The sequence below is a fragment of the Acidovorax sp. BL-A-41-H1 genome (assembly GCF_051942715.1).
The window spans coordinates 1,299,863-1,320,151 of sequence record NZ_JBPVJQ010000003.1; the positions used below are offsets into that span (position 1 = coordinate 1,299,863).

Consider the following 20,289-nt stretch of genomic DNA (forward strand, 5'->3'; position numbering starts at 1 on the left):
GCGCACACGGGCCCCACCGGTGGCATGGAACCTGCACGGAACAGGGCTTGCCCGCCCGCCCATGACCCCCGACCCCACCGCCTTGCAAACCCCCGCCGCTGCGCCGCCAGCTGCCGCATGGCCGGCCGCGCAGGGGCAGGAGCCCGCAGCCCAGCCGCCCCAGCAGGTGGTGAAGGTACGGCGCGACTACAACAGCTGGGTGGCCACCGAAACCATGGAGGACTACGCGCTGCGCTACACGCCGCAGCGCTTTCGCAAGTGGTCTGAATGGCGGGTGGCCAACACCGCCTTTGGCGCAGCGTCGTTCCTGATCCTGGAGGCCGTGGGTGCCACGCTGCTGGTGCAGTACGGCTTCATCAACGCCTTCTGGGCCATCGTGGCCACGGGGCTCATCATCTTCATCGCGGGCCTGCCGATCAGCATCTATGCGGCGCGCTACGGGGTGGACATGGACCTGCTCACGCGCGGCGCGGGTTTTGGCTACATCGGCTCCACGCTCACGTCGCTCATCTACGCCAGCTTCACCTTCATCTTCTTTGCGCTCGAAGCGGCCGTGATGGCCTACGCGCTGGAGCTGGCGCTCGACATCCCGCCCACCTGGGGTTACCTGATCTGCTCCATCGTGGTGATACCGCTGGTCACGCACGGGGTGTCGGTCATCAGCCGGTTGCAGATGTGGACGCAGCCGCTGTGGCTGCTGATGCTGGTGGTGCCGTTCGGCTACGTACTCGCGCGCGATCCTGGTGCGTTTGCGGGTGTGGTGCACTACGGTGGGGAATCTGGCCGGGGGGCTGGTTTTGATTTGCCCTTGTTTGGTGCGGCACTCACCGTGGGCATTGCGCTGATCACGCAGATGGGTGAGCAGGCCGACTACCTGCGCTTCATGCCTGCACCAGCGCCGGGCAGGCGCGGGCGCTGGTGGCTGGGTGTGCTGGTAGGCGGGCCCGGCTGGGTGGTGCTGGGCGTGCTCAAGATGCTGGGTGGCGTGCTGCTGGCCTGGCTGGCGCTCACGCAGATGGTGCCTGCCGACCGGGCGGTGGACCCCAACCAGATGTACCTGGTGGCCTATGGCTATGTGTTTTCCGACTACGGCTGGGCAGTGGCCGCCACGGCGCTGTTCGTGGTGATCTCGCAGATGAAGATCAACGTGACCAATGCCTATGCGGGCTCGCTGGCGTGGTCCAACTTTTTCTCGCGCCTTACGCACAGCCACCCGGGGCGCGTGGTGTGGGTGGTGTTCAACACGCTCATTGCCTTCATGCTGATGGAGATGAACGTGTTCCGCGCCATGGGCGAGGTACTGGGGCTGTATTCCAACATCGCCATCGCCTGGATGATGGCCGTGGTGGCCGATCTGGTGGTCAACAAGCCGCTGGGCCTGTCGCCCAAGGGCATCGAGTTCAAGCGCGCCCATCTGTACGACATCAACCCCGTGGGCGTGGGCGCGATGGCGCTGGCCTCGGTGGTGTCCATCAGCGCGCACCTGGGCGTTTTTGGTCCGCTGCCGCAGGCGTTCTCGGCTGTGATTGCGATGGCGGTGGCCTTTGTGACGGCGCCGCTGATCGCCTGGGCCACGCGCGGCAAGTACTACATCGCGCGGCAGAGCGCGCCGGTGGCTGTGCCCATGGCAGGGCCTGTGCCCGGCGCGCGGGCTTCCGACATCGACAGCTACCAGCGGCTGGTTGTGCAGCGCTGCGTGGTCTGCGAGCGCGAATACGAGGGCCCCGACATGGCCCAGTGCCCCGCCTACCGGGGCGCCATCTGCTCGCTGTGCTGCACGCTGGATGCGCGCTGCGGCGACCTGTGCAAGCCGCACGCCAGCATGGCGGTGCAGTGGTCTGCCGCGCTGCGCTGGGTACTGCCACGGGCGGTGTGGCGCTACCTCGACACCGGGCTGGGCCACTTCCTGCTGCTGATGCTCGTGATTGCGCCGCTGCTGGCGGCGGTGATGGGCCTGCTGTACCACCAGGAGCTCAACACCATCGCGCATGCCATGACCGACACCGAAGTGCTGGCTGCGCCGGAGGGGGCCTTGCGCTCGGGCCTGCTCAAGGCGTACCTGGCGCTGCTGGTCATCTCGGGCATCGTGGCGTGGTGGCTGGTGCTGGCGCACAAGAGCCGCCAGGTGGCGCAAGAGGAATCCAACCGCCAGACCGGCCTGCTCATGCGCGAGATCGAACTGCACCGCCAGACCGACGAAGCCCTGCAGACTGCCCGCAGCGTGGCCGAGCAGGCGCGCCAGGTGGCTGAGGAAGCCAAGCGTGCGGCCGACCAGGCCAACCAGGCCAAGAGCCGCTACATCAGCGCCATCAGCCACGAGATCCGCACGCCGCTCAACTCCATCCTGGGCTACGCGCAACTGATGGGCGAAGACGCGGGCGTGCCACCGCACCGCAAGCAGGCAGTGCATGTGATCAAGCGCGGCGGCGAGCACCTGCTGTCGCTCATCGAGGGCACGCTCGACATCGCGCGCATCGAGTCGGGCAAGCTCACGCTGGATGTGGCGCCCATGCGCTTTGCCGACGGCCTGCACGAGATGGCGGCCCTGTTCGAGCTGCAGGCGGCGGCAAAGGGGCTGGCCTTCCAGTTTGACGTGCAGGGTGTCATCCCCGAGGTGGTGCGGGCCGACGACAAGCGCCTGCGGCAGATACTCATCAACCTGCTGGGCAACGCCATCAAGTTCACGGCGCAGGGTACCGTCACGCTGCGCGTGCGCTACGCCCGGGAGATGGCGCGCATCGATGTGCAGGACACAGGGCCTGGCCTCACGGCCGACGAGATCGAACGCATCTTCGAACCCTTCACGCGCGGGGGCGCGGGCGGCGAAAGCAGCAACACGGGCGCGCCCGGGGCTGGGCTGGGGCTCACCATTGCCCGCATGCTCACGGCGCTGATGGGCGGCGAGCTCACGGTGACCAGCACGCCGGGTACGGGCTCGATTTTCCACGTCAAGCTGTTCTTGCCCGAGGTGCATGCCGACGCGCTGGGCAAGCTGCCGCACAGCGCATTGCCCGCCGTGCGGCCGCCGCGGCTGCGCACCGGCTACGCGGGCGAGCGCCGCCGCATCCTGGTGGTGGACAACGAAGAGCCCGACCGCGAACTGCTGCGCCAGCTGCTGGAGCCCCTGGGCTTTGAGCTGCGGCAAGCCGCCAGCGGGCATGACGCGCTGGACCTGCTGGCCACCGGCTACCGCCCGCACGCCATCTTCATGGACCTGGCCATGCCCGGCATCGACGGGTGGGAGACCCTGCGCCGCATCCATGCGCAGGGCTGGGGCCCGGCAGCCGATGGCACCGGCCCGCGTATGGCCATCGTGTCGGCCAACGCGTTTGACAAGGCGCTCGACAACGACGTGGGCATCCGCCCCGAGGATTTCATCGTCAAGCCCATGCGCCACAGCGAGCTGCTGGACTGGCTGGAGCAGCGGCTGGAGCTGGTGTGGACCGAAGGCACCGCGGCCGCTGCGCAACCGGTGGGCCTGGCTACCGCCGCGCCCATGCAGCCCGTGGCACTGCCCGCCGCCGCTTCCGAAGCATCGGCCGCATACCCGCCTCCCGCAGCGCTGGTGGAGCTGGCGCAGTCGGTCTCGCTGGGCTACTACCGGGGCATCCTCAATGCACTGGCCGACATCGAGCGCCAGCACCCCGAACACGCGGCCTTTGTGCAGCGCATGCGGGCGCTGGCCCAGCAGTTCCAGTTTGATGCCATGGGCCAGATCCTTGCGCAAGACGCCACCCCATGAACGTTTCCTCCGCAACCGCCTCCGGGGCTTCCCACATGCTTGACCGCGCCGACAGCGATGTCGTCCTGATCGTGGACGACGTGCCCGACAACCTTGCCGTGCTGCACGACGCGCTCGACGAGTCGGGCTACACCGTGCTGGTGGCCATGCACGGCGAGGCGGCCCTGCAGCGCGCCGCGCAGGCACTGCCCGACATCGTGCTGCTCGACGCCATGATGCCCGGCATGGACGGCTTTGAAGTCGCCCGGCGCCTCAAGGCCAACCCCGCCACCGCGCACATCCCCATCATCTTCATGACGGGGCTGACCGAGACGGAGCACCTGGTGGCCGCACTGGAGGCCGGTGGCATCGACTACGTGACCAAACCCATCAAGCCGCGCGAGGTGATGGCCCGTATGGGGGTGCATCTGGGCGCTGCCCGCAAGGCCCGGCAGGACGCCCGCCAGGCGCGCGAAGCCCGCAATGCGCTCGATGCCTTTGGCTATGCCAGCATCACCGTACGCGCGTCGGACGGGCGTATCGTGTGGCAGACCCCGCTGGCGCGGGAGCTGCTGCAAAGCTACTTTGGCGAAGTGGGGCCCGACGGTGCGCCCACCGCATTTGGCCAATGGGCTCCCGAGCCCGTGCAGGCCTGGCTGCGCCGCCACGTGCTGGCCGACAACGCAGCCGAGCTGCTGGCGGCATCGCTGGCCGAGCCGCCGCGCCTGGCTGTGGAGCAGGGCGCACGGCGCTTGACCTTCCGGCTGCATCAGCAGGCCGGTGACAGCGCAGGGGGGGGCGACTGGCTGATCGTGATGCGCGAGGTGTCGGACGCCAAGATCATCGAATCCATGAGCCTGTCGTTCAAGCTCACGGCGCGCGAGGCCGAGGTGCTGTACTGGGTGGTCAAGGGCAAGATCAACCGCGACATCGGCGACATCCTGGGCGCCAGCCCAGCCACAGTGAAGAAGCACCTGGAGCGCGTGTTTGCCAAGCTGGGGGTGGAGACGCGCACGGCAGCGGCGGCCATGGCGATGAACCGCATCCGGCAGCTGCATCCGCAGTTTGAAGGCTGAGTTGCGCCGCGGCTTCTGGCCGCCGGCAGTTGCCCTACCGGGCGGCAGGAGGGCCGTACCGGTGCCGTGCCGTGCCGGGCTGTCGCAGGCCGCGGCAGCCGTTTCACGGCTAAATAATGATCAAAACAGGCTGTAGTGCTTGCAAATCAATGGCTGGCAGCTATTACTTATATAGCATTTTCCCACGTCGCATGCAGCCGGCTGCTGCGTTGTAAGCCGGCCACCCGGGTTGCGATCCTCACATGCCCAGTGACTTGAGCAGCTCGTCCGTATCTGATGGCCCAGCCTGCGGGGCCGGCTCGGGTGCTGCAGCGGGCGCTTGCGACTGGGCCATCAGCGCGTCGACATCGGGCGTTTCCTGTGCATCAAAGTCGTAGAGCTTGATGAACTCGGTGCGGTCGATGGCCAGTTCCAGGTAGAAGATATTGTTGTTGCTGGTGTAGAAGGTCACGCGCCGGGCTTCGGGCTTGTCGAGGTTGGCGTCCACGCTCAGCATCACCTGCTTGTTCAGCACCAGCATCTTGGGCTGGTTCTGGGTGATGTGCGTTTGCAGCTCGCGGCGCACCTTGCCGGTGAAGTCGCCCACCACCTGGTTCATCAGCTCGCCCATCACGTTGCTCACTTCGTCTGACGTGAACGAGGTCACCAGGTCGTCTTGCGACATGCCCATGTTCAGCAGGTAGTTCGAATACAGCTCCATCGCGGCCGGGGCCGAGAAGTTGATGATGACCAGGCCCGAGAAGCCGCCGTCAAACAGCACAAAGCAGCCGATGTCGGGCTTCAGGCAGGTCTTGCTGATGCGCTGGACCATGCCCGAGTAGTGGATCTGGCTGTGCGTGGCCACGTTCAATACGCGCGTGACGGAGTTGCACAGGCTGATCAGCAGGTCTTCGGTGCCGTAGACGGCGGGCGTTTGGGTAGTGCTCATGGTGCTGTGGCGGCGGCAGGCATGCCGCCGCAATCGAGGTCAGGAAAATCAGGAAGCGATGTGCAGAGCATAGGCGAACGCGCTGGCCCGGGCCACCGGGTTTTTGCGGTGGCCCGGCCCCGCGCCCGCGCTACTACAGCGATCCGGGCGGATGAGCCATGCCACAGCCGTGCACAATGCGCCGATGAGACTAGCCGCCTTCATCGCCGCGCACCATGAATCCATCCTTCATGCATGGGTGGCTTTCGCCAAGAACCAACTGCCGGCTGCCCGCAACCTGGACGCAATGGGACTCGAGGACCACGGCACGAAGATCCTCGAGGAAATCGTGCGCAACATGGCCGTGAAAGAGGATGAAAGCGAGAGCAAGGCGAAGTCCGAAGGGCAGAGTCTGCTGGCCTCCACATCGGCACAGGTTCCGTCACGCAGCCACGCGCGCCAGCGCGAGCGGCAGGGTTTCGAGGTAGGGCAGATGGTGGCAGAGTATCGCGCGTTGCGCGCTACCGTATTGCGCCTGTGGCGGGATTCCGGCAGGCAGATGGCCCCGCAGGACCTGGACGACATGATGCGCTTCAACGAAGCCGTGGACCAGGCGCTGGCAGAGTCGGTAGAGGTCTTCATTGCCGAGCTGGACCGTGCGCGCGACCTGTTTCTGGGCGTGATGGGTCATGACCTGCGCGGTCCCCTGAGCTCCATCGCAAGCGCCGCTTCCGTCGAGATGCGCAAGTGGCCAGATGACGTGCGGTTTGCCCCGCTCATCCTGCGCAGCGTGCGGCAGATGAAGGCATTGCTCGACGACCTCATGGAGTTCACCACGTATCGCCTGGGCAACGGATTGAGTCTTTCGCCCGTGCACATGCAGCTCGACCAGTTCGCCCGCGAAACGCTGGACGAGATCGAGACGGTCTCCAAGGGCCGCACTCTGCGGCTTGAATGCCACGGCGACATGGCGGTGGAATGGGATCAGCGGCGCATTCATCAGGCCTTGTCCAACCTGGTATTCAACGCACTGAAGTACGGCTTTGCGGATTCGCCCATCGTCGTGGCGATCGATGGAACGGCCAGCCATGTGCGCGTGGGTGTGCGCAACACGGGCAAGCCCATTGCGCCGCATCTGCTGCCGCGGCTGTTTGATCCGTTGGTGCGCGAGGAGCGCGAAGACGATGAAACCGGCTCGCAGGTGGCCGGGGCCAACCTGGGCCTGGGCCTGTATGTGGTGCGCGAGATTGCAACGGCCCACGGAGGTACGGCCGAAGTCACCTCGACGGTCGATCTGACCGAGTTCTGCATGTATCTGCCCCGCATGTGCGCCTCACCCGGGGTCGGCAGCGACGGCACGGCAGCCCACAGCGCCAGCCCACCCGCGTAAGCCGGCACGTACGCTGGCCGTCGGCGGCACCGGCTGGCCAGCCCCGGGCGGCCGCCGTGTACGCCACCCGGCGTATTTCCGTAAACGGTGCCTCTCTCCAGAATCCATTCCATCGCCTGAGACCACGGCCCACAGGGCCTTCAGGCGAAACGGTTTGACCACCCCACTGGAGAAGCACATGCAACGTCGTTATTCCCTCAAGGCCCTTGCGGCCGCCGCAGCACTCGCTGGCCTGTCTGCACTGCCCGCCCATGCGCAGGACACGATCAAGGTCGGCATCCTGCACAGCCTGTCGGGCACCATGGCCATTTCCGAGACCGTGCTCAAAGACACGGTGCTGATGGCCATCGACGAGATCAATGCCAAGGGCGGCGTGTTGGGCAAGAAGCTCGAACCCGTGATCGTGGACCCCGCCTCCAACTGGCCGCTGTTTGCCGAAAAGACCAAGCAGCTGCTCACGCAGGACAAGGTCTCGGTGATCTTCGGATGCTGGACCTCGGTGAGCCGCAAGTCGGTACTGCCTGTGGTCGAGGAACTCAACGGCCTGCTGTTCTACCCCGTGCAGTACGAAGGCGAAGAGCTGTCCAAGAACGTGTTCTACACCGGTGCCGCGCCCAACCAGCAGGCTATTCCTGCGGTGGACTACCTGATGAGCAAGGACGGCGGCGGCGCCAAGCGCTGGGTGCTGCTGGGTACCGACTACGTATACCCCCGCACCACCAACAAGATCCTGCGCGCCTACCTGAAGTCGAAGGGCGTGAAGGACAGCGACATCGACGAGAAGTACACACCGTTCGGCCACTCCGACTACCAGACCATCGTGGCCGACATCAAGAAGTTCAGCCAGGGCGGCAAGACAGCCGTAGTGTCCACCATCAACGGTGACTCCAACGTGCCCTTTTACAAGGAACTGGGCAACGCCGGCCTGAAGGCCAAGGACGTGCCTGTGGTCGCCTTCAGCGTGGGTGAAGAAGAACTGCGCGGCGTGGACACCAAGCCGCTGGTGGGCCACCTGGCTGCCTGGAACTACTTCCAGTCCATCAAGAACCCCGAGAACACCGCCTTCATCAAGAAGTGGAGCGACTACGCCAAGGCCAAGGGCATTGCCGGCCACAAGGACAAGCCGCTCACCAACGACCCGATGGAAGCCACCTACATCGGCATCAACATGTGGAAGCAGGCGGTCGAGAAGGCCAAGAGCACCGATGTCGACAAGGTGATTGCTGCCATGGCCGGACAGACCTTCAAGGCACCCTCGGGCATCGTGAGCAAGATGGACGAGAAGAATCACCACCTCCACAAGAGCGTGTTCATCGGCGAGATCAAGGCCGACGGCCAGTTCAACGTGGTGTGGAAGACGCCTGGCCCCGTGAAGGCCAAGCCATGGAGCCCGTACATCGAAGGCAATGACAAGAAGAAGGACGAGCCTGAAAAGAAGTGACACCCCCCTGAGGCGCTAGCGCGCCTTCACCCCCTCTCTCACGCTGCGCGTGGAAGGGGGGACGCCGCCAGCGCGGCGGGGCGGCCCTTGCGCGGCGGCTCTCGCCTTCGCACCGCGCTCGTGCTGCGGCCCACTGCGACTTCCAAGAGCCTCCGTCATGTATTCCTCCTTTTTTTCTCGCCTGCTCGCCTGCCTCTTGCTGTGCGCCACAGCGCAGGCACATGCGTTGACCGCCGAGCAGGCCATGGCCATGGCCGCTGGCGAGACCGATGACCGGGTGACTGCCGTGCAGCAGGCCGTGGCGGAGCCCGGCGAGCGCACCGCAGCGTTTTTGCAGGCGCTGGCCGATGACGCAGTGAAGATCGCCGGTGGCAAGGCTCTCATCGTGCGTGAAGACAAGGGCCAGGACCCGGTGACGGGCGCCGAGGTGCCGGTACCCGCGGATGCCGAAGACATCATCAACAACAACCGCATGCGCGGCGAGATCGATACGGCCCTGGCGGGCCTGGCGCTGTTTGGCAAGGATGAAGCCCAGCGCATGGCGGCTGCCAAGGCCCTGACCCGTGAGCCTGATGCCGGCCGGCTGCCCCTGCTGGACAAGGCCCTGGCGCAGGAGACCAGCGACCGCATCAAGACCCAGCTGGAGCTGGCGCGTGCCGCCACGCTGCTGGGCAGCGATGACGCTGCGCAACGCATTGCAGCCGCACAGGCCCTGTCGCTCAGCGCCACGCCCGACACGCGCCTGCTTCTCAACGAGCGCGCCACGGTCGAGGAAGACGCCAAGGTCAAGGCCGCGCTGCAGTCGGCCCTGCGCGCCATCGACGGCAAGCTGGCCTGGGGCGAGCGCCTGGGCGCTGCGTTCTCGGGCATCAGCCTGGGCTCCATCCTGCTGCTGGTGGCGCTGGGCCTGGCGATCACCTATGGCCTGATGGGCGTGATCAACATGGCGCATGGCGAGCTGATGATGATCGGCGCCTACGCCACGTATGTAGTGCAGGGCATCTTCCAGAAGTATTTTCCGGGCGCGTTTGACTGGTACCTGGTTGCCGCAGTTCCTCTGGCCTTTGCTGCGTCAGCCAGCGTGGGTGCCGTGCTGGAGCGCAGCGTGCTGCGTTTCCTGTATGGCCGCCCGCTGGAGACGCTGCTGGCCACCTGGGGTATCAGCCTGGTGCTGATGCAGCTGGTGCGCACGATCTTTGGCGCGCAGAACGTGGGTGTGGAAAACCCCGCGTGGATGAGCGGCGGCGTGCAGGTGCTGTCCAACCTCACGCTGCCCTACAACCGGCTGGTCATCATCGGCTTTGCCATTGCAGTGCTGCTGGGCATGGGCTACCTGATTGGCCGCACGCGCCTGGGCCTGTTCGTGCGCGGCGTCACGCAGAACCGCCCCATTGCCTCGTGCATGGGCGTGAACACGGCACGCATCGACACCATGGCCTTTGCGCTGGGCTCGGGCATTGCGGGCCTGGCCGGTTGCGCGCTGAGCCAGGTGGGCAATGTGGGGCCCGACCTGGGCCAGAGCTACATCGTCGATGCCTTCATGGTGGTGGTGCTGGGCGGCGTCGGTCAGCTGGCCGGCACCGTGTATGCCGCGCTGGGCCTGGGCATCCTCAACAAGTTCCTGGAGGGCTGGGCGGGCGCGGTGCTGGCCAAGATCGCGGTGCTGGTGTTCATCATCATCTTCATCCAGAAGCGGCCCCAGGGCATCTTTGCGGTCAAGGGCCGCACGGCAGATTGAGTAGCCACGCGACAACCATCATGACGACTCCATCTCCTACCTCCATCCAACTGCCCGCACCCGCGCCGCTGCTCACGCGCGGTGGCTGGTCTGCCTTCATCGTGGCGCTCATCGTGGTGTGCGCCGTGGCGCCCGTGCTCAACCTGTGGGTGCCCGCAGGCAGCCTGTTCCACCTGTCGGACTACGCCGTGGCGCTGCTGGGCAAGATCATGTGCTACGCCATCTGCGCTCTGGCCATGGACCTCATCTGGGGCTACACGGGCATCCTGAGCCTTGGCCACGGCCTGTTCTTTGCGCTCGGCGGCTATGTGATGGGCATGTACCTCATGCGCCAGATCGGCCGCGACGGCAACTACAAAAGCGACCTACCCGACTTCATGGTGTTCCTGGACTGGAAGGAACTGCCTTGGCACTGGGCGCTGTCCGACAGCTTCGTCGCCACGCTGATCCTCATCGTCGCGGTGCCGGGCGTGATCGCCTTCGTGTTCGGCTACTTTGCCTTCCGCTCGCGCATCAAGGGCGTGTACTTTTCCATCATCACGCAGGCCATGACGTACGCAGCCATGCTGCTGTTCTTCCGCAATGAAACGGGGTTTGGTGGCAACAACGGTTTTACCGATTTCAAGCGGATCCTGGGCATGCCGCTGGCTACGCAGAACATGCGCATGACCCTGTTCGTGCTGACCGGGCTGGCGCTGCTGGGGTTCTTCTTGCTGGCCCGCTGGCTGGTGCGCAGCAAGTTTGGCCGGGTGCTGCAGGCCGTGCGCGATGCCGAGAGCCGGGTCATGTTCTCGGGTTACTCGCCGCTGCCTTACAAGCTCACCATCTGGACCATCAGCGCCATGATGTGCGGCGTGGCGGGCGCGCTCTACGTGCCCCAGGTCGGCATCATCAACCCGGGCGAAATGAGCGCCGCCAACTCCATCGAGATCGCCGTGTGGGCGGCCGTGGGGGGCCGCGCCACGCTGATCGGGCCGATCGTGGGGGCGTTCATCGTCAACGGGGCCAAGAGCTGGCTCACCGTGACGGCACCCGAGTTCTGGCTATATTTCCTGGGCGCGCTGTTCATTGCCGTCACGCTGTTTCTGCCCAACGGGGTGGTGGGCCTGGTCAAGAAGTTCACGGGCAAGACGAATAACAACAAGGGAGCCGCGCAATGACGCCCGACCTGATGGAAGAAGGCGCACGGCGTATCCAGGCAAAGCTGGCGCCTGTATCTGCCGGACAAACCGAATCGGGTGGGCGCGCAGCAGGTTTCTCGCGCATCGCCACCCCCGGCGAAGTCGATGTGACCCACGGCCGTATCCTGTACCTGGAAGATGTGCATGTGAGCTTTGACGGCTTCAAGGCTATCAACGGCCTGAGCCTGGACATCGCGCCCGGCGAGCTGCGCTGCATCATTGGTCCCAATGGTGCGGGCAAGACGACGATGATGGACATCATCACCGGCAAGACCCGGCCGCAAAAGGGCACGGTCTTCTTCGGCAGCACCATCGACCTGCTGCGCCACAACGAGCCCGAGATTGCGAGCCTGGGTATCGGTCGCAAGTTTCAAAAACCCACGGTGTTCGAGCAGCTCAGCGTGTTCGAAAACCTCGAACTGGCGTTGAAGACCCACAAGGGCGTGAAGTCGAGCATGTTCTTCAAGCTCGACTCGGCACAGTCGGACCGGTTGGCCGAGGTGCTGCACACCATTCACCTGGCCGACAGCGTGACGCGCCAGTCGGGCAATCTGAGCCATGGGCAAAAGCAGTGGCTGGAGATCGGCATGCTGCTGATGCAGGACCCGAAGCTCTTGTTGCTGGATGAGCCTGTGGCGGGGATGACGGATGAGGAGACGGCCCGTACCGCCGAATTGTTCCTGACGCTCAAGGGCAAGCATTCGCTGATGGTGGTGGAGCACGACATGGGGTTCATTCGCACTATCTCGGAGAAGGTGACGGTGCTGTGCGATGGGTCGGTGCTGGCGGAGGGGACGCTGGATCAGGTGCAGGCGGATGAGCGGGTGATTGAGGTTTATCTGGGGCGGTGACGGTGGTGTGGCGCTCTGTGTCCTTTGATTTTTTGAACGGCTGCTATCGGTTCGGGCGGCGCCTGTCGACTCCTGGGCGCATCCCCCAACCGGTCGGGCTGAGCTTGTCGAGGCTTGGGCGCATCGGTTTGAACGGCATGCTCGTATTCAGGGCGAGAGCCGGGAGTCGCCCGGCGAGCGACTCACTTTCTTTTGCTTCGCCAAAAGAAAGTAAGCAAAGAAAAGGCGACCCTCAGTCTGCGACCCCTTCGCGTTGCGAAGGGGCAAACCTGCGCCGTGGCGGTTGCGGGGTGCGCCGCGGAACTCGCTTTGCTGCTTCGCAGCGCCGCTCGGACAGCCGCGGCGAGTCAGTTCACGAAGCAGCCGCGCACCTGCGCGACTGCCACCCCGCAACCGCCTCGGCGCAGGCGCAGCCAGAAGGGGGTGGGAGCCGAACAGCCATACGGGTCATCGCTGCGCTCGACCCGGCGTGGGCCTTGCCTGGCGCCAGCGGTGGTCACCAGCGCGAGGCGCGTGCGCCCGCGAAGTGGGGCCGAGCGAAGCAATGGCCCGAATGGATGTCCGCTCCCCATCCCCTCTGTGTGCGCCGAGGAGCGCAGGGTTTGGCGGATCAGGGCTCGCGATTGTCTGAGCGAAGCGAGTTCGAGCGAGACCCCGCCAAACCCGAGCACCGCAGGTTGCCCGAAGCGAAGCGCAGGGACGCAGACAGCGGGGTCGCCCTTTCTTTGGTGACTTTCTTTCGGCGACGCGAAAGAAAGTTACTCGCACGCCGGGCGACTCCCGGCCTCCGCCCTGAACGAAGGCATGCGGTAGCCATCGCCAACACAGGCTTTGAAAAGCGCAGTCAAAAAGACCTTACAGCTATCAAATAGATAGCTATCAGGGCAGATAAAACAAGCGCTAGCAGCCAAAAACACTCAAAACCACCATGCTCACCGTCCAAAACATCAACCAGTACTACGGCGGCTCCCACATCCTGCGCGACGTGAGCCTGACCGCCACCCCCGGCAAAGTCACCGTACTGCTCGGCCGCAACGGCGTGGGCAAGACCACGTTGCTCAAAAGCCTCATGGGCCTCGTGCCCATCAAGAGCGGCAGCATCCAGTTCGACGGCAAACCCATCGACAAGGCCACACCCTACGACCGCGCCCGCGCAGGCATCGGCTTTGTGCCGCAAGGCCGGGAAATCTTCGGTCGCCTCACGGTGGAAGAAAACCTGCGCATGGGCCTGGCCTACAAAAGCGGTTCTACCCCGGTGCCACCGCACCTGTACGAGCTGTTTCCTGTGCTCAAGCAGATGCTCAAGCGCCGGGGTGGCGACCTGTCGGGCGGGCAACAACAGCAGTTGGCCATCGCCCGCGCCCTGGCCCCTGGCCCGCGTTTGCTCATCCTGGACGAGCCTACCGAAGGCATCCAGCCCAGCATCATCAAAGACATCGGCCGCGTGATCCGCATGCTGGCCGATAAGGGCGAGATGGCGATCCTGCTGTGCGAGCAGTACTACGACTTTGCCCAGGAGCTGGCCGACGAGTACCTGGTGATGGAACGCGGCGAGGTCATTGCGCGCGGCCCCGGCAGCGAGATGGAGGCCAAGGGCATTCGCAACCTGGTCGCGATCTGACGTCAGCAGGCCAGCCCTGCAGCGGGTGCGGCCACCCGCTACGCAGCAGTGGCTGCTGCAGGCCTCGCTGTGGCAACGGGCCTCTGGCGCGCGAGTACGTCAACCCGCTGTGTGCCCTGGCCGCGCAGCCCGGCGCCAGTGCGAGATGCTCTCCATGATGAGCACCGTGCACAGCGCCCACACGCCGCCCAGCACCCAGCCTGCCAGCACGTCGCTCACGTAGTGCACCTGCAGCACCACGCGGCTCCAGCCGGTGGTGAAGATGGCAGCGGCAGCCGCCACCACGACCGGGGCATGCCAGCGCGGCTCCAGCAGCCGCGTGGCCAGATAGGCCAGCATGGTGAATGCCACCATCGATGCGCTGGTGTGCCCGCTGGGAAAGCTGTACCCGTCAGCCGTGGCCACGCCGTGCAGATGTTCCGGGCGCACGCGCTCGAACAGGCTCTTGAGTACGCGGGTCAGCAACGCGTTGCCTGCCAGCGCCACCATCCAGCCGATGGCCAGCAGCCGGTGCTGGCGCAGCCACAGTGCCGCAGCGACCGCCACAGCCACCGCCGAGAGCGTCCACTTGTCGCCCAGGTGGGTCAGTGTGGCAAACAGCTGCAGCGCAGCCATGCTGGCGCCGGCTTGCAGTCCGGCCGCCACGTCATCGTCGAAAGCGCCCCAGCCTCGGGCACTGTCGTCGCGCCACGATTCGGCGAGCTCGGCCATCACCGTGCCGCCCAGCAGCAGCGCGCAGGCGCTCGCTGCCATAGCACCGACCAGCACCCATCGCGCCTGCAAGGGGTCCAGTGCTACCGGCCACCAGCGTTTGCCAGACTTGCGCAGGGCCCTGAGCGCGGCAAGGCAGCCCAGTGCCAGCACGCTGCCAGTGGCCATGCCGGCCAGCCACCACGCTAAGGGGTGCTGGGCCAGCGAGGTAGCCAGGGGAAACGCTTGTACGGTGTCTGTCATGGGCGGGCTTTCGGGCAATGGGCTGCAGGCGGGAGACGCATGTGGGCAGGTGGCCGGGTTGAAACAAGAACGAGCTCGCCGCTCGTGTCAGCAGCAGACTGCTCGTACCCGTGGGCGGCTGCCAGTAGGGTGCTTGCTACAGCCCCGTCACGAAAACGCAGCGGCACGCCGCGTTGGATCCCCGAGTTTTAACGTGGCGCCGCACAACCCGGCGCGAAATGGGTGAATGTCTGACAGTGGCAGGATCGCGTGCGCCAAACGGGCATGTCGCAGTGTGGAGGGCGCCCGGTAGGCGGGATCGCGACGCCACCTGAGCGAGTGGCCTCTTGTCGGCTGGCGCTGACAACACAAAGGCGCAGGTACCGGCTGCGCATGTCCAGCCATGCACGGACGATAGCGAGCAGGCATGCCGGGGCATGCGCTTGCGTCCTGTACCCGCGCGTGGACAGATGCGATGTCTCTGTACCCATGCCTTCCGATTCCTTCGATCTGCCAAGATGACCATCCCTGAACGACCCCTGACCCTGCGACCTGGCGGCACCATTCACCTGGTGGTGCCACGCCGTCCGGGCGCCGATCTGCAGGCGCTGCGCGACCGGCTGGAGAGCGTGCAGGCCCTGCAGGAGCACAACGTGGTGTGGCATGTGCCTGACCAACGCGCCGACATCGTGGGCCTGGCAGAGCGCGCTGCGCAGGCCGCCCGCGACGACCATGGCCTGGTCGTGGCTGCCGGGGGCGACGGCACGATCAATGCCGTGGCGGCAGCAGCCCTGCGTGCCAACGTGCCCATCGGGGTGCTGCCCATGGGAACGTTCAACTATTTCAGCCGCGAACACGGTCTGGCACTGGAGCCCGAGGTGGCCGTGCAGGACATGCTGGCCGCATTGCGCGACGGCCATATGCGCCCCGTGCAGGTGGGTTTTGTGAACCAGCGCATGTTCGTGGTCAATGCCAGCGTGGGCGTGTACCCCAAGCTGCTGGCCGAGCGGGAAATGGCGTCCAAGCGTTTTGGCCGCTCGCGCATGGTGGCAGTGGCCGCTGCCATCTGGAGCATGTTTCGCCCTGCCTCAGGCCGCCGCTGGCGCGTGCTCGTCAAGGCCCACGAGGGCGCCCCTGCGCAGCAGGACGAGCACCTGGTCACCACGCTGTTTGTGGGCAACAACCCGCTGCAGCTGGACCGCATGGGCCTGCCCCAGGCGCGCCTGGTGGCCGATGGTGGGAGGCTCGGCGTGGTCATGCTCCAGCCGCAGGGGCGCTGGGCTGTGGCCCGCACCATGTGGAACGCGGCCACCGGCAAGCTCGACCGTGACAAAGCCGTGGTCAGCATGGCCTGCACGGAGTTCACCGTATCGCCGGCCAGCTGGAAGCCGCCGCAGGTCAAGCTTGCGTTTGATGGCGAGCGCGAATGGATGGCACCGCCGCTGCATTTTCGGGTGGGTGCGCGCCCGCTGTGGCTGGTCACACCGCAAACGCTGGTCCGCGACGACGAGGGCGCGGCGGAGCGCCTGCCCGCACAGGCTGCGGCATCGGCCCAGTTGCCCGTGGCCGTGCCCCCGGTGGCTGGCGGGCTGCTGCCGGTGTAGGCTGTCAGGGCCACACCAGCCTGCACCACGCCGCACAGCCAGACGCAACACGGCAGCCTAGCCATCCACTGCGGCGAACCCCTGACAGCAACTCTGCACACCTGCACCGCCGCTTCCAAGATGTCTTCCCTGATGCACCTGTCTGACCTGCACTTCGGCGCACACGACCCCGAGGTGTGCGCCGCCGTGCAGCGGCTGGCGCTGCGGTTGTCGGTGGCCATGGTGGTGGTTTCCGGGGATCTGACCCAGCGTGCCACTGCCGTGCAGTTCGAGCAGGCTTCGCGCTTCATCCGCGGGCTGCAGGCGCGCTCCACACTGGTGCTGGCGGGCAACCACGACATTCCGCTGTACGCCTTGTGGATGCGCTGGGGCCGCGCGTACGAGCGCTTTGCAGAGCAGTTTGGTCTGGAGCATGAAATGGTGCGCCAGGCGGGCGATTTCTACGTGGTGGGTGTCGACACCACGCGCCCCTGGCGGCACGAGCGAGGCTCGCTGTCGTCGGCGCAGATCGAGCATGTAGCCGGTTTGCTCGAGCAGGCTCCGCAGGGCGCGTGGCCTATCGTCACCTGTCACCACCCGCTGGTTCCACGCAATGCCGAAGATCGCGCGCATCGGCCCCGCCGAGCCGAGGAGGCTGTAAAGCGTTGGCAAGCGGCTGGGGCGCGCATGCTGTTGTCCGGTCATGCGCACGACCCTGGCCTCATGCTGGCGATGCCGGGGGTCTGGGTGAGCCGGGCGGGCACGGCGGTATCGCACCGGTTACGCCACGGAAGCCCCAACAGCCTTGTCGTCTTGACGGCCGAGGCGTCGGGTGCCTCGGCCACAGGCATGGTGCGCCATGCTGCGCGGTGGGACTATGACCGCAGCCTGGGCGAGTTTCAGCCGGTGTTGCGCGTGGTGGTGGATTAGGGGCATGCGGCCCGGCAGCGTCAAGGCGTCCGTCTGTTGCGCTTTTGCCTGCTCGGGTTTTGCCAGCTTGACCGCCCCCCCCACCGGCCCCTATTCTGGCGACCCACCTGCAGGCGGGCGGCAGTTGTCGCCCTGAGGAACCTCTGCACAACCCGCTGGCGGTATGCCGCCGGCACGGCTTCGGAAAGGCCATTGCCCGGTCTTTCACGCCAGCGGCGCGGGGCCGGTACGCATGGAACTTCTCTCCTTGGCCGGTCCGCACACGTCGCATCGTGCCGGAGGTATGTAGTGGTTTACCGGGCCTGGCGGGCAGCAACCAGCGAGTTCCATGCGTTCAGAACCCAGCACCGATACCTTTCAGGCTTTGCAAGCGCTCATCGAGCGAGCGACAGGTACCCGTCTCGGCGCTGACGCGCAGGCGGAAATGCAAAGCTTGCTACGCGATGGCACCACCTCTGGCGCGCCGGGGCCCACCGAGATGACCCTGGTGGCGGTCGGCGTGCGCGGCCTTTCGGGGCTGCTGGCACTGCAGCCCCATGATGCAGCTGTGGCGGCCATCAACCGGTGTCTCTTGCGCCTGACCGGGGTGGTGGCCAAGCATGGTGGCAGGATCCACCACTTCGCGCGCGATGCGCTTTTAGTGCTGTTTGGTGCAACCGAAGCGGGCGCCGACGATGTGGATCGCGCCGTGCTGTGCGCCGTCGAGCTGCAGATGGTGATGCGCGACCTGAACCAGGAGCACCTGAACGAACAGCTCCCGCCCCTGTTCCTCGGCGTGGGGGTGCACACTGGCACGGTGATGGCCGGGCGGTTCGGTTCACCGGCATATTCGGAATACATGTTGCTGGGTGACGAGGTGGAGCTGGCATCGCGCATCCAGGCGTTCAGCCTGCGAGGGCAGGTCCTCATCAGCGACGCCACGTACCAGCGTTGCTGGGGCAAGGCATCGGCCAGCGCACCGATGCAGGTCTATCTCAAGGGCCGCCCGCGGCCCGAAAGCCTGCGCGAGCTGGTGGCTGTGCCATCGCGCAGGCTGAAGGTTCCCCGGCAGGAGTTCCGGCGCAGCCACCGGGTAGACGCCCGGCTGGCGTGCGAGTGCCGCCGTGTGCAGGATGGCGTCGTCACGCCAGAGCGGCTGCCGGGTACGGTGCGCGACATCGGTTACCACGGCCTGCTGGTGACCACATCTGAACCTTTGCAGCTGCACGCCGAAGTACGGCTGGAGTTTGATCTGGTCTTGATCGATTACCGCGCCAGGGATGTCTATGCCCGCGTCATCACCCTCAAGCAGGAGGGGAGCGAATGGATGGTCGGGCTCGAGTTCACGTCCATCAGCCCGGAATGCAGCGCCCAGGTGCAGAGGTTGGTGCAGGTGCTGGTAGCGCGCTGAACACGGCCAGCGCTGGCGTCTGGCGGGTTCATGGCTTGGGTTGTTTGGCGGGCCTTGCCCAGTTGGCAATGCTCACCTGCTTGCCGCGCGCCACACTGAGTGCGCCGGGCGCCGTGCTCTTGGTGATGGTGCTGCCGCCGCCCACCGTGCCGCCTGCGCCGATCGTGACCGGGGCCACCAGCACGCAGTTGCTGCCCACGTGCACATCGGCCTCGATCACGGTGCGGTGCTTGTTGGCGCCGTCGTAGTTGGCGGTGATGCTGCCCGCGCCGTAGTTCACGCGCTCGCCCACGGTGGCGTCGCCCAGGTAGGCCAGATGGTTGGCCTTGGCACCGTCGGCCAGGGTGCTGTTCTTCACTTCCACAAAGTTGCCGATGTGGACTTCGCGCCCCAGCTGTGCGCCGGGGCGCAGGCGGGCAAACGGGCCGATCAGTGCGCCCTCGCCCACCGTGGCACCGGCCTTTTCGCCGTCAATGTGGGTGTAGGGGTGGATGACGGCGCCGGCCTCGATGCGCGCGTTGGCAATGCAGCAGTGGGCGCCAATGCGCACGCCCTCGCCCAGCTCCACGCGGCCGGTAAAGACGCAGTTCACGTCAATCTCCACGTCCGGCCCGCACAGCACTTCTCCACGCGCACCGGTGCGGGCGTCGTCGCGCACATCGAAGCGGGCCGGGTCGGCCAGGCGCACGCCCTGCTCCATCAGGCTGCGCGCTGTGCGCAGCTGGTGGGCGCGCTCCAGCTCGGCCAGCTGCAGCGGGCTGTTGACGCCCGCCACCTGCAGCGCATCGGTGATGCGGTGGGCCACCACGGGCACGCCGTCGGCCACGGCCATGGCGACGATGTCGGTCAGGTAGTACTCGCCCTGGGCGTTGTTGTTGGTAAGGCGCGCCAGCCACGGTTTCAGCAGCCGCGCGGGCACGGCCATGATGCCGCTGTACACCTCGGTGATGGCGCGCTGGGCGTCGGTGGCGTCCTTGTGTTCGACAATGCCCTGCACGGCGCCTTCGGCATTGCGCACGATGCGGCCGTAGCCCGTGGGGTCGGGGAGCGTCACCGTGAGCAGCGCCAGCGCTCCGCTGGAGGCACCGGCACCGGCCAGCGCGCCGCTGGCCGCACCGGCATTGACCAGCGCGCCGCTGGCCGCACCGGCTTGCACCAGCGCGCGCAGGGTGTCCGGCTGCGTCAGGGGCACATCGCCCGACAGCACCACCGCCGTGCCGTCGTCCTGCAGGTGCGGCACCGTCTGCTGCACGGCGTGGCCGGTGCCCAGCTGGGGCTCCTGGCGCACGAATTTCATGTCAAAAGTGCCTGTAGCGCCTGCTGCAATTGCCGTAGATGCTTCTACTTCCATAGCACCATGCCCCGTGATGACGATGGCGCTGCGGGCCTGCAGGTGCGCAGCCTGGTCCAGCACGTGGTGCAACAGCGGGCGCCCGGCCAGGCGCTGGAGCACCTTGGGAATGCGGCTTTTCATGCGCGTGCCTTTGCCGGCCGCCATGATGACGATGTCGAGTGGGGTCATGGGAC

General features: G+C 66.2%; 14 protein-coding genes. 11 read left to right on the forward strand and 3 right to left on the reverse strand.

Features of this window, described 5'->3' with window-relative positions; all coding sequences use genetic code 11:
• The first annotated feature begins 61 nt into the window (after positions 1-61).
• The gene (locus ACTPOI_RS06870) at positions 62-3,742 is read left to right on the forward strand and encodes a hybrid sensor histidine kinase/response regulator (protein ID WP_440107682.1); all 3,681 of its coding nucleotides are present in this window, start codon (positions 62-64) and stop codon (positions 3,740-3,742) included.
• The gene (locus ACTPOI_RS06875; RefSeq protein ID WP_440107684.1) at positions 3,739-4,797 is read left to right on the forward strand and encodes a response regulator; all 1,059 of its coding nucleotides are present in this window, start codon (positions 3,739-3,741) and stop codon (positions 4,795-4,797) included. Before ACTPOI_RS06870 ends, ACTPOI_RS06875 begins: the two co-directional genes overlap by 4 nt.
• 238 nt (positions 4,798-5,035) lie before the next feature.
• Here ACTPOI_RS06875 and ACTPOI_RS06880 read toward each other — a convergent pair whose 3' ends face one another.
• Positions 5,036-5,725, reverse strand: a complete 690-nt coding sequence (locus ACTPOI_RS06880) for a DUF3334 family protein (protein ID WP_440107686.1) — start codon at positions 5,723-5,725, stop codon at positions 5,036-5,038.
• 184 nt (positions 5,726-5,909) lie between these two features.
• Here ACTPOI_RS06880 and ACTPOI_RS06885 point away from each other — a divergent pair, with 184 nt between their 5' ends.
• From ACTPOI_RS06885 to urtE, 6 genes are all read left to right on the forward strand, one after another.
• Positions 5,910-7,094 carry an ATP-binding protein gene (locus ACTPOI_RS06885; protein ID WP_440107688.1) on the forward strand — a complete coding sequence of 395 codons (1,185 nt, stop codon included), beginning with the start codon at positions 5,910-5,912 and terminating at the stop codon, positions 7,092-7,094.
• A gap of 178 nt (positions 7,095-7,272) precedes the next feature.
• Positions 7,273-8,535: an urea ABC transporter substrate-binding protein gene (urtA, locus tag ACTPOI_RS06890; RefSeq protein ID WP_440107690.1), complete on the forward strand. Its 1,263-nt coding sequence runs from the start codon at positions 7,273-7,275 to the stop codon at positions 8,533-8,535.
• A 157-nt stretch (positions 8,536-8,692) separates the two neighbouring features.
• Positions 8,693-10,273, forward strand: coding sequence for an urea ABC transporter permease subunit UrtB (gene urtB, locus ACTPOI_RS06895; protein WP_440107692.1), 1,581 nt, complete (start codon positions 8,693-8,695; stop codon positions 10,271-10,273).
• 20 nt (positions 10,274-10,293) lie between these two features.
• Positions 10,294-11,433 carry an urea ABC transporter permease subunit UrtC gene (urtC, locus tag ACTPOI_RS06900; RefSeq protein ID WP_440107694.1) on the forward strand — a complete coding sequence of 380 codons (1,140 nt, stop codon included), beginning with the start codon at positions 10,294-10,296 and terminating at the stop codon, positions 11,431-11,433.
• Complete coding sequence (gene urtD, locus ACTPOI_RS06905; RefSeq protein WP_440107696.1) at positions 11,430-12,305, forward strand: urea ABC transporter ATP-binding protein UrtD; 876 nt, start codon at positions 11,430-11,432, stop codon at positions 12,303-12,305. The genes urtC and urtD overlap by 4 nt, the downstream gene beginning before the upstream one ends.
• A 928-nt stretch (positions 12,306-13,233) precedes the next feature.
• Positions 13,234-13,926: an urea ABC transporter ATP-binding subunit UrtE gene (urtE, locus tag ACTPOI_RS06910; RefSeq protein ID WP_110959571.1), complete on the forward strand. Its 693-nt coding sequence runs from the start codon at positions 13,234-13,236 to the stop codon at positions 13,924-13,926.
• 99 nt (positions 13,927-14,025) lie between these two features.
• Here the strand turns inward: urtE and ACTPOI_RS06915 are convergent, their stop codons facing one another.
• Positions 14,026-14,880 carry a phosphatase PAP2 family protein gene (locus ACTPOI_RS06915; RefSeq protein WP_440107698.1) on the reverse strand — a complete coding sequence of 285 codons (855 nt, stop codon included), beginning with the start codon at positions 14,878-14,880 and terminating at the stop codon, positions 14,026-14,028.
• A gap of 497 nt (positions 14,881-15,377) precedes the next feature.
• Here ACTPOI_RS06915 and ACTPOI_RS06920 point away from each other — a divergent pair, with 497 nt between their 5' ends.
• The 3 genes from ACTPOI_RS06920 (at position 15,378) to ACTPOI_RS06930 (ending at position 18,762) form a co-directional block, all read left to right on the forward strand.
• Positions 15,378-16,463 (forward strand): diacylglycerol/lipid kinase family protein, encoded by a 1,086-nt coding sequence (locus ACTPOI_RS06920; RefSeq protein WP_440107700.1) that lies wholly within the window; start codon positions 15,378-15,380, stop codon positions 16,461-16,463.
• A gap of 120 nt (positions 16,464-16,583) precedes the next feature.
• Positions 16,584-17,372, forward strand: a complete 789-nt coding sequence (locus tag ACTPOI_RS06925) for a metallophosphoesterase family protein (protein ID WP_440107702.1) — start codon at positions 16,584-16,586, stop codon at positions 17,370-17,372.
• A 424-nt stretch (positions 17,373-17,796) separates the two neighbouring features.
• A complete protein-coding gene (locus tag ACTPOI_RS06930) occupies positions 17,797-18,762 on the forward strand; it encodes an adenylate/guanylate cyclase domain-containing protein (protein WP_440107704.1) in 966 nt (321 codons plus the stop codon).
• A gap of 28 nt (positions 18,763-18,790) precedes the next feature.
• On the opposite strand, the gene glmU is transcribed toward ACTPOI_RS06930, so the two are convergent.
• Positions 18,791-20,284, reverse strand: coding sequence for a bifunctional UDP-N-acetylglucosamine diphosphorylase/glucosamine-1-phosphate N-acetyltransferase GlmU (gene glmU, locus ACTPOI_RS06935; RefSeq protein WP_440107706.1), 1,494 nt, complete (start codon positions 20,282-20,284; stop codon positions 18,791-18,793).
• Positions 20,285-20,289: the final 5 nt, after the last annotated feature.